Genomic DNA, 12,833 nt, shown 5'->3' with positions numbered 1-12,833 from the left:
AAGTTTGGCCCGCACGCTATAACGGGCTAGGCCGTAATGTCCAGAGAGAAGAGCGCCGCGGCGTTGCGCCAGGCGATCCGCTCGGCCGTCGCGCCGGTGAGGCCAGCCGCCGCGACCGCCCCGAACGCCGACGACGGGTCGATCAGCGTCGCGTCCGTGCCGAACAGGAGCTGCGCCGGGTCCACGGCCGCGACCACCTCCGCGATGCGCCCGGCGGGGAAGTGCGACCAGCAGGGCTCCAGGTAGAGGCGGTCGCAGGCGTTCGCGGCCTCGATGGCGTACCTGAACCCGTCGGCGCCCATGTGCCCGGCGATCACCCGCAGGTCGGGGATGTCCCGGCAGACCTCCGCCAGGGCGAGCACGGACGTGCCCCAGGTGTGCACGAGCGCGGGCCGCCCGGTCGCGGCCACCAGCGTGAGCGCCTCGCGCAGCCGCGCGGAGCCGACCGGCGAGCCCGTGTAGTCGGTATGGATCTTCACGCCGACGAACCGGCCGCCCGGCAGGTACGCCGCCAGGTCCGCCTCCGCCTCGCGCAGCCGGCGCGGGTTGACCGTGACGTAGCCGAGCAGGCGGTCCTGCGTCTCCAGGTAGGCGGCCAGGGCGCGGTTGCCGGCGGCGGCGTCGTAGATGACGGCCTCGGTGGCCGAGACGATCGCCCGGTCGATGCCGTAGCGGTCCATGGTGGCGAGGTTGGCCTCGGCCACGTCCATGGTGAAGAACCACGGGCCCCAGTGGGCGTGCACGTCGATGATCATGACTGCGGCCTCCTCAGGAGCCTCTGCGCGTTGCCGCCCGCCACGGCGGCGATCTCCTCCGGCTTCAGGCCGCTGGTGGCCAGGCGCAGGAGGGGGACGAGCGGTTCGTAGTGGGGGGCGCGGGAGCCGTACAGGAGGCGGCCCACGCCGAGTTCGGCGGCGGCGAGCTCCAGCGCGTCGGGGGAGTTGAGCAGGCGGGTGGAGGTGTGGAAGCCGGGCTCGTCCGCGGCCGCCACCAGGAAGTCGCCCAGGTGGTAGAAGTGCGTGTCGAGGAAGACCACGTCGGCCCCGAGCCCCGCGAAGGGCTGCCAGAACCTGCGCACGTCACCGCCGGTGAGCACCACCAGTCCGAGCCGCGCCGCATGGCGCGCGACGTGCCTGACGGACGGGAAGCCCGCCTCGACGCCCTGCTCGTCGGGGAACAGCCGGACCGCCCCGACGCCCTCGCCCGCCAGCCGGTCCAGCTCGCGCGAGGCGCCGATCGGGTCGCGCAGGTCCACGGCCCCGACGGGGACGACCTCAGGGCCCGCCTGCGCGATCAGCTCGTCGTTGCCCGAGCGCACGTCGAACAGCGCGGCCCGCAGGCCCGCCACCGCCGCCGCCCTGATCCGGTGCTCGCCCAGCAGCCGCAGCACCGGCTCCGGGGCGCCGGGCGGGCCGTCGCGGTCCGGGTAGGCCCCGAACAGCACGTCCACGTCCAGCGCCACCTCCAGCCCGCCCACCAGCCGCCACGCGTCGAACGGAATTGCGGACCCATCCTCAATCGCCATGCCGCACATCATGCCATTGACGAACTGTGCTTATAAAGTTACGGTCTGGCCCATAATTGCTCAGCAATGAACGTGAGGTGCGCCCATGCTCCGATCCCTCCTGGTCATTCTGTCGGCGCTCTTACCTGCGCTCCTCACCGGCCCGGTCGCTCAGGCGGCGGCGTCCTGCGACGCCCCGGCGGTGGAGCGGTTCGGCCCCGCGTCGGTCACCGGCGCCATCGTGGGCGCCACCGTGCTCGACGGGCACGCCTACGTGGTGACCCGCGGCCTGAAGCCGCCCGTGCTCGCCGACATCGACCTGGCCACCAGGAAGGTCGTCAGGAGCGTCACCCTGCCCGACGGCCCGGCCGCCGGCGAGCCGGAGGGCGCCTGGGCCACGGCCGTGTCCGGCGGCAAGATCTACGTCGGCACCTACCCGGTGCCCGACCTCTACAGCTTCGACCCGGCCACGGGCGCGGTGGAGCGCCTGGCGTCGTTCGGGAAGAACGGCGGCTTCGTCTGGAGCCTGGCCGCCGCGCCCGACGGCACCCTCTACGTGGGCACCTACCCGGACGGCCGGGTCCGGGAGTACGTGCCGGCCACGGGTGCGGTGCGCGACTTCGGCGTGCTGGCCCAGGGCGAGCGGTACGTGCGCGCGGTCGCCGCCGACGCCACCTACGTCTACGCGGGCCTGCTCGACAAGGCCAAGCTCGTCCGGATCACCCGGGCGGACGGCACGGTGAAGGAGCTGGCCGCCACTCCGGCCGGCGTCGGCGCCATCGCCCTGCAGGGCGACCGGGTGCTGGCCGCCGCCGGCGACACGCTGGTCGACATCCGCTCGGACGGCACGGACGAGCGCCGGGCGACCCTGGCCGGCGGCACGATCGACATGCTGAGCACGGAGGGCGCGGGCGACACCGTCTACGCGACCTCCAGGCCCGACGGCGCCGTCCACCGCTACCGCGCGGGCGAGACCTCGTTCACCAAGGTCGCCGAACCGCCGTCCCCCGGCGACGAGACCAGGCGGCTGCAGCGGCTCGACGACAACACGATGCTCGGCTTCTCGGGCAGCGGCGGCATGTGGTGGCTGGACCTGCGCACGGGCAGGTCGGAGTTCGTGGACCTGATCGACGCCGGTCTGCCCAGCGGCCCGGAGCGGCCCCAGAGCATGCTCCTGGTGCCGAACCGCGCCGTCTACATCGGCGGCCACTTCTCCATGGAGGTGCGCGACCTGCGCACGGGGGAGAAGCGCAGGTTCCGGATGCCCGGCGAGCCGAAGGACCTCGTGCTGAAGGGCGACAAGATCTACGCCGCCATGTACCCGAGCGGGCAGATCGTCTCCGTCGACCTGCGTACGGACCGGGTGCGTAGCGTCGCCTACCTGGGACACGGCCAGCAGCGCCCCTGGGACATCGAGTACGACCCCGCCACCGGCAAGCTCGTGGTCGCCAGCGCCCCGCTCGGCGCCAAGCTGAACGGCGCCCTGTCCGTGATCGACCCCCACACCGGCCGCATCGACGTCTACGAGGGCGTCATCCCCGACCAGAGCCTCATGAGCCTGTCGGTCGACCCCCGGGGCGGCGTCGTCTACCTGGGCGGCGACGTGCTCGGCGGTGGCGGCACCCCGCCGGTGAAGACGTCCGCGTCCGTGGCCGCCTTCGACCTGCGTGCCCGCAAGGTGCTCTGGCAGGTGGACCCGATGCCGGGACACCGTACGTTCCAGGACGTCAAGGTGCACGACGGGCTGCTGTACGGCGTCTACAAGCGCGACTCGGGCACCTGGATCGCCATGGACCTGGCGACCAAGGCAGTGGTGCGGCAGGGCAAGCTCTCCGGGTACGGCGAGCTGACCGTGCACCGGGGCAAGGTGTTCGCGTCCACGTTCTTCGGCGGCGGGAACGCCTACGAGCTGGGCGTCGAGGCCAAGCTGCTGGCCACCGGGCTCGGCGACGACTGGTACACCAACCCGCAGCTTCACTTCGAGCCCGGCTCCTGGCGGGCGTGGGCGCTCGTGGGCCGGGACCTGGCCAGGATCCGGCTCGACCCGCGCTGCCCGGCCTTGACCGTCACTCTGTAATCTCGCTAGGTTTCGGTCTGTGCCGAAATATGTGATCGACGCCCACCGGCTCATCGGTCCCGTGCCGTTCGACGACCTGCCGACGGACCCCCGGGACGAGATGGACCGGCTGGGCATCGGCCTGGCCTGCGTCACCCACACGCTCAGCCTCTACTCCGACCCGAAGGCGGGCAACGAGGCGCTGCTCGCGCTCGACGACCCCCGGCTCATCCCCGTGCCCGTCGTGGTGCCGGGGGCCGGGGAGCCGGACGGGCCGGAGGAGGTGGCGGCGTGGGGCGTACGGATGATCAGGCTCTGCCCGGAACGCCACCGCTTCGACCTCACGGGACCGTGGGCCCTGCGGTGGCTGGCCGAGATCGGGCTCCCCGTCGCGATCGACCTCGACGAGACCTCGCCCGCCCAGCTCCGCCACCTGACCGAGCGCCTGCCCAAGCTGCCGGTGCTCGTCCTCAACCCCGGCTACCGCCGGCTGCGGGCGCTGGCCGAGCTGATGGCCGAGGCGCCGAACGTGCGGGCCGAGATCGGCACCGTCAACACCCAGGGCGGCGTCGAATGGCTGGCGGGGCTGTTCGGGGCCGAGCGGCTGGTGTTCGGCACGGGCGCGCCGGTGTCCGACGACTGCGGCCCCCGCTTCCTGCTCGACCACCTCGACCTGCCCCCGGAGGACGTCGAGCGGATCGCCGCCGGGACGCTGGAGGCGCTGCTGTGATCCTCGACGCGCACGGCCACGTCGGCACCTGGCCCGACTTCCTCATCCCCCACCCCACCGCCGAACACCTCCTGGCCGCGATGGACCGGATCGGCGTCACCGCGATGGGCATCAGCCACCTGCTCGCCGTCGGCCCGGACGCGGCGCGCGGCAACGAGCTGGCCATGGAGATCGCCGAACGGTTCCCCGGCAGGTTCGGGGTCTGGCAGGTCTACAACCCGCACCACCGCACCCCGCTCGCCCGCGACGGCGTGTGGGGGGTCAAACTCCACCCCGACGTGCACCAGTGCCGCCTGGACGACCCCCTGTACGAGCCGGTCTGGCGGCTCGGCCTGCCGGTCCTCGCGCACGGCCAGACGGACTCGCCCTGGAGCGACCCCGCCCAGTTCGCCGCCGTGGCCGCCCGGCATCCGCACGTGCCGCTGATCATGGGGCACACCGGGCTCTGGTCGTACGGGTTCGGCCGCGCGGCCCGGCTCGTGGCCGACCGCCCGAACGTCTACCTGGAGACGTGCGGATCGAGGATGACCGGCCGGTGGATCGCCCGGCTGGCCGCGCTGGCGGGGGCCGAGCGGGTGCTGTTCGGCTCGGACGCCTGCTTCCTCGATCTGCGCACCGGTTACGGCCGCGTCGCCCTGGCCCCGCTCACCGACACCGACCGCGCCCTCATCCAGGGCGCCAACCTGGCCCGCCTGCTCGGCATCTCGTGAAGGGACGTCTCAAGTGACGCTCGCCATCCACGGCGGCACGCCGGTCCGCTCGGCCCCCTGGCCCGCCTGGCCGCCGCCCCTCGACCCCGCCCAGCGCGAGCTCGTCACCAAGGTGCTCGAGAGCGGCCTGTGGGGAGCCACCCAGGGCGGAGGCGTGGTGGCCGACCTGACCGGCGCGTTCGCCCGCCGCTCCGGCGTCCCGTACGGCGTCGCGGTGGGCAACGCCACGCTCGGCCTGTTCGCCGCGCTCCGCGGCCTGGGCGTGGGCAAGGGGGACGAGGTGATCGTCCCGGCGTACACGTTCGTGGCCTCGGCCACCGCCGTGCTGCTGGCCGGCGCCGTCCCCGTCGTCGCCGACGTGGACCCGGCGGACCTGCACCTGTCCCCGGCGGCCGTGCGGGACGCCGTGACCGGCCGGACCGCGGCGATCATGCCCGTGCACCTGGCGGGCAGCCCCGCCGCCATGGACCCGATCAACGACCTGGCCGCCCGCCACGGCCTCGCGGTCGTCGAGGACGCCGCCCAGGCGCACGGAGCCACGTACCGGGACCGCCCCGTGGGCGGCCTGGGCGACGCCGGCGTCTACAGCTTCCAGGCGAGCAAGGCGATGACCGCCGGCGAGGGCGGCCTGATCGTCTGCCGCGACCAGGCCGTGCACGACCGCGTCTGGTCGGCCTGCAACGTCGGCCGCGCGCCCGGCGGACGCTGGTACGGCCACCCGTCCGTCGGCTGGAACCTGCGCCTGACCGAGATCCAGGCGGCACTCCTGCTGCCCTGGCTCGACCGCCTCGACGAGGAGATCGACCGCAGGAACGCCTTCTGCGCAGCCCTGGAGCGCGAGCTGGCCCACGTCCCCGGGGTGACCGTGGTGCCGCGGCCGGAGGGCACCACGCGGGACTCGCGCCACCTGGTCATGCTGCGCCTCGACGCGGAGGTGGACCGGGAGTTCGTGGTGGCCGCCATGGCCGCGGAGGGGGTGCCGCTCGACGCCGGCTACCCGCCGCTCGGCACGATGGCCGCGCTCACCGCCGAGGGCGCCCGCGCCGAGCCCTGCCCGGTCGCGGAGGAGGCCGCCAGGACCGTGGTGTGGGTACGCCAGGCCATGCTCATGGACGCCCCGGAGGCGGCCGGCGACATCGCCGAGGCCCTCGCGAAGGTGCTCGCCAATTAGTTCCTTGGCCGTAATTGGTCATTGACGGCGAAACCAAGCTCATCTTAGGTTTCGGTCATGACCTTAATTAAGCGCATGCTGGCGTGCGGCATGGCGGCCGCACTCGTCGCGCTCGGCGCCGCCGCCCCCGCGGTCGCGGCGGCGCCCCACGTGGAGGATCTCGGCGTCCCCTTGGAGGACGTGCTGCTGATCGGTGGCACGGTGGCGCCGGGCCCCGGTGGGCGGACCGTGCTGTGGGGCGCGTCCTCGGGCACCCCCGCCCACCTCAACGCCGTCGACCCCGTCACCGGTGCCGAGGTGGCCAGGTACGACCTGCCGGGCGCCGGCGGCTCCTGGGCCGTGGACGCGGCCCAGGACGGCAGCGTGTACGTGGGCACGTACGGCGACGGCCGCCTCTACCGCTGGACGGACCAGGGCGGCGTCCAGGACCTCGGCCGGCCCCTGCCCTCGGAGAACTTCATCTGGTCCGTGGCCGCGGGCGAGGGCGCCACCGTCTACGGCGGCACCTCCCCGGGCGGCCGCCTGTTCGCCTACGACCCCGCGACCGGCGTGCGCGACTACGGCAAGCTCTCGCCCGCCCACGCCTACGTGCGCAGCGTCGCCTACGCCGCGGGGAAGATCTACGCGGGCACCGAGGCCCCGGCCGCGGTCTTCGAGATCGACGCCGCCTCGGGCGCGACCAGGCAGCTCCCCACGCCCGACGGCCTCGACCCGGCGGGCAAGTGGGCCTACGACGTCAACGCCGCGGACGGCTTCCTCTACGTCCGCTACGGCGGCGCCAGCCCGGGCCCGCTGCACGTCTGGGACATCGCCGCCGGCAAGTGGACCGGCGCGCTCGACGCCGTACACGGGCTGGACGTCTCGCCCCCGGCCGCCGACGGCACGGTCTACCTGGTCAAGAGCGGCGAGCTGGTCCGCTACGACCCCCGTACCCAGGCCACGACGCCGACCGGGCTGCCCTTCACCGGGCGGGTGGCCAACACGCGCGGCATCGGCTGGGCCGAGCTGGGCCTGCCGGACTATCCGGGCAAGAGCGTCGTCGGCCTGCTCTGGCGCGGGCTGATGTTCCGCTACAACCCGCAGACCGGCGCGAAGTCGTTCGTGCAGACGGCGGTCAAGGGGGAGCCCATCGACGTGACGGCGCTCGCGGAGGGTCCCGACGGCCGCATGTACGCCGGCGGCTTCCTCAACGGCGGCTTCGCCGCCCTCGACCCGAAGACCGGCAAGCGGGCCGAATTCCACACGTTCTCCCAGAGCGAGGACATGATCGCCCACGACGGCAAGCTCTACGTCGGCGCCTATCCCGAGGCCAGGGTCTACGCCTACGACCCGGCGCTGCCGTGGAACAGCACCGAGTACTCGCCCAGCCCCGAGCCAGGACCGGCGCCGAACCCGGCGCGGCTGTTCGACTTCGCCGCCGACAAGCAGATCAGGCCGCGGGCGCTGGTGTCGGCCGGCCGCTACCTCGCCGCGGGCACCATGCCCGACCTCGGCCAGCTCGGCGGCGTGCTCGCCGTGTGGGACCCGCGGACCGGGACGCTCAAGCACGCCCAGCGCAACGTCGTCCAGGACCAGAGCATCGTCTCGCTCGCCTACCGCGACGGCGTGCTCTACGGCGGGACCTCCATCTACAGCGGCCAGTCGGCCACGCCGCCGACGCAGCCGGAGGCCAAGCTGTTCGCGTGGTCGGTGAAGCAGAACCGGCTGCTGTGGGAGATCGTCCCCGCGCCGGGCAAGCCCGCCGTCCCGGCGCTGACGTTCGACGACCGGGGCAGGCTGTGGGGGATCGCGGGCGGCGAGGTGTTCGCGGTCAGCCCGGCCGCCCGCAAGGTGATCCAGCGCGTCACGCTGTCGGGCAGCGCGAGCGCGAGCGGGCAGCTCGCGTACGACCGGCGCGGCCACGTCCTGTACGGCGCGCACGCCGGCCAGGAGGTCTTCTCCCTCGACCCGCGGACCGGGCGGCACACCGTGCTGCGGCAGGGACCCGTGCACCAGCTCGCGGTGCACGGGTCCGGGGACGTCTACTTCGCCGAGGGGCCGCGACTGTTCCGGCTGACGGGTCAGCAGGCGCGGTAGGTGTAGAAGTTCTCGAAGCGTGACAGGTAGAGGTGGCCGTCGGGGCCGAGGATCAGGTTGGAGATCGGGCGGGCGATGAGCGCGAGCGCCATCGTCCCCGGATCGATCCGGTACGCCTTGCCCTGCACCTTGCCCCACAGGTAGCCCTTGTGGAAGACGAGGTTGGTGTCCAGCCAGACCTGCGTGGCGCTGGACCAGGGGTAGGTCTGGTGCCGCACGCTCCTGACGGTCTGCCCGGTGGCCGGGTCCAGCTCGAACAGGGTGTCCGGGGTCAGCCCCCACAGCCGCCCGGCGCCGTCGAAGGCGATCGAGCCGAGCGCCAGGTCACCGGGGACGGGGGTGGACTGCCACTTGAGCGAGTCCGTGGCGATGTCGTACGCGAACGCCACGGCATCGCCCCGCGGAGTGCTGGTGCCGCCGAAGGCCGAGGTGGCGCCGTACACGACCCCGTCGCGATAGGCCAGGCCGATGATGCTGTGACCGGGGACGATGTCCCTCCTGATCACGGTGCGCCCGGTGGCGGGGTCGAGCAGGCCGAGCGCCCCGCCGTGGGTGCCGGCCTTGGGCACCGTGCCGAACGCCAGCCAGTCGCCCGCCGAGATCATCGCGAAGGGCCGGTCCTGCTCCTGGCCGCCGAGGTCGAGCAGGAGCCTGGGCGCGGTCCCGTCGAACTCGTAGATCCGGGCGCCAGGGTAGACGCCCAGGTAGAGCTTGCCCTTGTGGGTGACGATGCCCTCGCTCTGGCCGACGTCCGGCCAGTTCTGGGCCTCGCCCGTGGCGGGGTCGTAGGCGGCCAGGCCGCCGGTGAAGAAGCCGCCCGCGTAGACGCGGCCGTCGGGGCCCGTGCCGAGGGAGCGGATGGAGACGGGCTGGCCGGTCAGCGTGCCGTCGAGCAGCCGGCCCTGGCCGGTCCTGCGGTCGAACTGCCAGATGCGGCCGGTGGAGCTGGTGCCGACGAGGGTGTGGCCGAGCCAGCCGAGCGGGCGGGCCGCGCCCTCGCCGTACCCGGTGAAGCCCAGCCTGGTGATCTTGCGGGTCCTGAGGTCGTACTTCACGAGCTCGTCGTGCTGGAACAGGTAGAGGTCGTGGCCGCGCCTGCCGCCGCCGACGGTGAGGTTGTCGACGTCCTCCACGACGTCCTTCCACGCGCGCTTGCGCAGGTCGTACACGCCCATGGGGTTGGCGCCCATGGAGGTGACGAAGCGGACCAGCAGGTAGCGGCCGGCCACGTCCACGTCGTAGGCGTAGCCGCTGCCCTCGACGGGCGGGTCGATCACCCGCTCGACCGTGCCGCCGGGGGTGAGCACGGCGACCTTCATGCTGCTCGCGCCGACGCCGGCGTACACGGTGCCGTCCTCGGCGACGGCCAGGTCCCTGACGTACTGGTCGCCAGGGACGGGGCTGCCCAGGTCGGTGTAGGCGCCGGTCGCGGTGTCGTAGCGGAAGAGCTTGCCCGTGGGCGAGGTGCCGCCGTAGACGGCCGAGCCGTCCGGGCTCGCGGCCACGCTCCAGACGAAGGTCTCGGTCGCGATCGGGATGCCGAGCTCGCTCACCTGGTCGGTGGACGGGGTGTAGCGGAAGAGGCGGCCCATCGCCCCGGCGGTGGCGTTGTAGCTGCCGACGTACACCGAGTGGTCGGGGGCGACGGTGACGGCCCAGGAGCCGAGCGCGAGCGGGAGTGGCCGCTCGCCGATGAGGCGGCCGTCGCGGGCGTCCCTGATCCCGAGCAGCGCCGGGCCGGAGGCGCTGGAGGTGACCGAGTAGACGCGCGGGCCCTGCGGGTGGCGGGCGTCCAGCGCGGTGCCCGCGGTGGTGGCGCCGGTCAGCGGGAGCGTGCCGAGGTTCTGGAAGCCGCAGCCGGTGGGTGGGGCTGCGGCGGATTCGGCCTGGGCCGGAGTGGAGAGGGATAAGGCAACGAGGAGCGTTGCGAGGATGGTGCGCACGTACGACCTCCCGGATCTATATAACGGGCTTGACCGTAATTCGCCGAATGGCTCCGTGGCAAGATGGCCGGATGGGACCGACGCGGATCATGGCGGTGCGGCACGGGGAGAGCGAGGCCAACCGGGCCCACCGGGAGGCCGGGTCGGCGCCGCTGGTCTACGAGCGCGGCGACGACGAGGTCACGCTGACGGACCTGGGCCGGGCGCAGGCCGCCGCGTTCGGGCGGTCACTGGCGGGCCTGCCCGCCGCCGAGACCCCAGAGGTGGTGTGGTGCTCGCCCTACCTCCGGGCGCTCGACACGTGGCGGGTGGCCCTGGAGGCGTGGGGCGCCGGGGCGCTCCCGGTCACCGTGGACGCGCGGCTCCGGGACCAGGAATCGGGGGCGTTCGCGCGCTACAACCTGGCGGCGATCAGGCAGCGGTTCCCCGAGGAGATGGCGCGGCGGGAGGCCGAGGGCGCCTACGCCTTCCGGCCGCCGGACGGCGAGTCCCTGGCCGACGTCGTGGTCCGGCTCCGTGACCTCCTCGCCGACCTGCGCGAGCACGCGGCCGGGCGGCGGGTGCTGATCGTCGCGCATGACTCGGTGGTGCTGGGCCTGCGGCACGTCCTCACGGGCGGCCCGGACGCGGACCTGGCCGCCGTCCTGGAGTTCGCGCCGGTGCTGAACGCCTCCGTCTCCGTCTGGGACCACTCCGGGCTCGTCCGCTTCAACGACGTCGGCCACCTCTAGCCGGTCCGGCGACGTCGCCCGTCCGCGGACCTTCGGCACGGTCCCGACGGAGCTTCGGCCGGCCTCGACGGATCCTCAGCCGGTCTCGACGATCAGGTCGGCCCGGTCCCGGGTCCGGTCCTCGGCGAACCACTTGTCCTCGGCCGCGAACCACTCCAGCCACCGCGGCTCCAGCTCGGCCCCGTCGCGCTCCATGACCCGGGCGAAGCGCAGCGCCCTCGGGGCGTCCACCCAGACGGTGAACGCCAGCAGGCGGGCGATCGAGGCGCGGGCCGTGCCGACGCCCTCGACGATCAGGGCCGGCGCGAGCGGGACCGCCACGTGCTCGGCGTACTCGCTGCGCACCCAGTCGTACCTGCGGAAACCCCCGGGCAGGCCGTCGCGGAGCCGGACCAGCACCTGCGACTCCAGCGTGTGGAACCAGCCGCCCGGCCCCTCCTCCCATGGCACGGGGAAGTCGTCGCTGTGGATCACCTGGCACCCGAGCGCCGCCCCCAGCCGCCCCGCGAACGTCGTCTTGCCCGCCCCCGCCGGGCCGTCCACGGCGACCAGCCGGACGGGGCCGCACGAAGGCGGCCGGCTCGTGATGCGATCGGCCAGGTGATTCACCTGACCCAGGGTAGAGGGGGTGGTATGGGCAACTGAGAGAATGTTCTTTCGCCCCGAATGCAAGTAGGAGGTTGATCTTGCTCGGACCCCTCGGTGACATCGTCGTGCTCGACTTGTCCAGGGCCCTGGCCGGGCCGCACGCGGCGCAGATGCTGGGTGACCTGGGCGCACGGGTGATCAAGGTGGAACATCCGGACGGGGGTGACGAGTCGCGCGGATGGGGACCGCCGTTCGTCGGGCCGGATCACGAAATTTCGACTTATTTCCTGGCAGCCAACCGCAACAAGCAGTCCATCGCCGTCGACCTCAAGTCCGCCGACGGCAAGAGGCTCATCGAGCGCCTCGTACGCCAGAGCGACGTCCTCATCGAGAACTTCCGCACCGGCGTGCTCGACCGCCTGGGCTTCTCCGTCGAGCGCCTCCACGAGCTCAACCCCCGCCTGGTCATCCTGTCGATCACCGGCTTCGGCCACGACGGCCCGGAGGGCGGCCGGCCCGGCTACGACCAGATCGCCCAGGGCGAGGCGGGCCTGATGTCGCTGACCGGCCCGTCGCCCGACGAGCCCTACCGCGTCGGCGCGTCCATCGCCGACCTGCTCGCCGGCATCCACGGCGCGTACGGCGTCGCCGGCGCCCTCTACGAGCGCGAGCGCACCGGCAAGGGCCGCGTCGTGCGCACCTCGCTGCTGGCCGCGATCACCGGCGTCCACGCCTACCACGGCACCGCCTGGACGGTCGGCGGCAAGGTGCCGGTCGCCGGCGGCAACCACCACGCCTCCATCGCCCCTTACGGAGCCTTCCGCTGCGCCGACGGCATGCTGCAGATCGCCGCGGCCAACGACGGCCAGTGGAAGAAGGTCGCCACGCTCCTCGGCATCGACCCCGACGCCGCGAAATACGCCACGAACCGGGACAGGTTCGCGCACCGGGACGAGCTGATCGCGGAGATGGAGAAGGCCCTGGCCGCCCACGACCGCGCCCACTGGCTGGCCAGGCTGGGCGAGGAGGGCGTGCCCGCGGGCGCGATCAGGACGCTCGACGAGGTCTACGCCTGGGACCAGACCCGCTCGCAGGGGCTGGTCGTCACGGTGGAGCACCCGGTGCTGGGCACGATCGAGCTGCCCGGGCCGCCGTTGCGCTTCGACGGGCTGGAGGGGTTCGAGCACACCGCGCCGCCCGCTCTCGGCCAGGACGGCGACGCCGTCCTCGCCTGGCTCGAAGACCGTGAACGATGATCCGCATTTCGCGGCACCGGACGGTCGCCTCGTGCGTCAACATTGCAACGCTGGCCGACATCTAGGGA

The 12,833-nt window shown here is 73.2% G+C and carries 11 protein-coding genes; 7 read left to right on the top strand and 4 right to left on the bottom strand.

The genetic code is table 11. From position 1 onward, the window contains the following. Positions 1–26 precede the first annotated feature (26 nt). Together ABZS69_RS06265 and ABZS69_RS06260 are read right to left on the bottom strand one after the other, a co-directional pair. Positions 27–755 carry an amidohydrolase family protein gene (locus ABZS69_RS06265; RefSeq protein ID WP_355367380.1) on the bottom strand — a complete coding sequence of 243 codons (729 nt, stop codon included), beginning with the start codon at positions 753–755 and terminating at the stop codon, positions 27–29. Beyond that, a complete protein-coding gene (locus tag ABZS69_RS06260) occupies positions 752–1,525 on the bottom strand; it encodes a hypothetical protein (RefSeq protein ID WP_355367377.1) in 774 nt (257 codons plus the stop codon). Before ABZS69_RS06260 ends, ABZS69_RS06265 begins: the two co-directional genes overlap by 4 nt. Before the next feature lie 85 nt (positions 1,526–1,610). Between ABZS69_RS06260 and ABZS69_RS06255 the strand changes: the two genes are divergently transcribed. Genes ABZS69_RS06255 through ABZS69_RS06235 form a run of 5 tightly spaced genes read left to right on the top strand, consistent with a single transcriptional unit; the run spans position 1,611 to position 8,247 of the window. Next, a complete protein-coding gene (locus ABZS69_RS06255; RefSeq protein WP_355367374.1) occupies positions 1,611–3,581 on the top strand; it encodes a hypothetical protein in 1,971 nt (656 codons plus the stop codon). 19 nt (positions 3,582–3,600) lie between these two features. Continuing rightward, entirely contained in the window at positions 3,601–4,290 is a 690-nt protein-coding gene (locus ABZS69_RS06250; protein WP_355367371.1) for an amidohydrolase family protein, read from the top strand. After that, complete coding sequence (locus ABZS69_RS06245; RefSeq protein WP_355367368.1) at positions 4,287–5,000, top strand: amidohydrolase family protein; 714 nt, start codon at positions 4,287–4,289, stop codon at positions 4,998–5,000. The genes ABZS69_RS06250 and ABZS69_RS06245 overlap by 4 nt, the downstream gene beginning before the upstream one ends. A 13-nt stretch (positions 5,001–5,013) precedes the next feature. After that, entirely contained in the window at positions 5,014–6,171 is a 1,158-nt protein-coding gene (locus tag ABZS69_RS06240) for a DegT/DnrJ/EryC1/StrS family aminotransferase (RefSeq protein ID WP_355367365.1), read from the top strand. 57 nt (positions 6,172–6,228) lie between these two features. Further along, entirely contained in the window at positions 6,229–8,247 is a 2,019-nt protein-coding gene (locus ABZS69_RS06235; protein ID WP_355367362.1) for a hypothetical protein, read from the top strand. Here ABZS69_RS06235 and ABZS69_RS06230 read toward each other — a convergent pair. Continuing rightward, a complete protein-coding gene (locus tag ABZS69_RS06230; RefSeq protein WP_355367359.1) occupies positions 8,232–10,190 on the bottom strand; it encodes a hypothetical protein in 1,959 nt (652 codons plus the stop codon). The genes ABZS69_RS06235 and ABZS69_RS06230 overlap by 16 nt on opposite strands. Before the next feature lie 71 nt (positions 10,191–10,261). Between ABZS69_RS06230 and ABZS69_RS06225 the strand changes: the two genes are divergently transcribed. Then, entirely contained in the window at positions 10,262–10,921 is a 660-nt protein-coding gene (locus tag ABZS69_RS06225; protein ID WP_355367356.1) for a histidine phosphatase family protein, read from the top strand. Positions 10,922–10,996: 75 nt separating this feature from the next. Here ABZS69_RS06225 and ABZS69_RS06220 read toward each other — a convergent pair whose 3' ends face one another. Further along, complete coding sequence (locus ABZS69_RS06220) at positions 10,997–11,530, bottom strand: hypothetical protein (protein WP_355367353.1); 534 nt, start codon at positions 11,528–11,530, stop codon at positions 10,997–10,999. A 77-nt stretch (positions 11,531–11,607) separates the two neighbouring features. Here ABZS69_RS06220 and ABZS69_RS06215 point away from each other — a divergent pair, with 77 nt between their 5' ends. Further along, positions 11,608–12,765, top strand: a complete 1,158-nt coding sequence (locus ABZS69_RS06215) for a CoA transferase (RefSeq protein ID WP_355367350.1) — start codon at positions 11,608–11,610, stop codon at positions 12,763–12,765. Positions 12,766–12,833 lie beyond the last annotated feature (68 nt).

Origin of the sequence: Nonomuraea sp. NPDC005650 (genome assembly GCF_040605375.1) — a bacterium.
In the GTDB taxonomy this organism is placed as follows: Bacteria; Actinomycetota; Actinomycetes; order Streptosporangiales; family Streptosporangiaceae; genus Nonomuraea.
The sequence above is the reverse complement of the archived record's forward strand: the minus strand, read 5'-3'. Positions and strand labels throughout refer to the sequence as shown.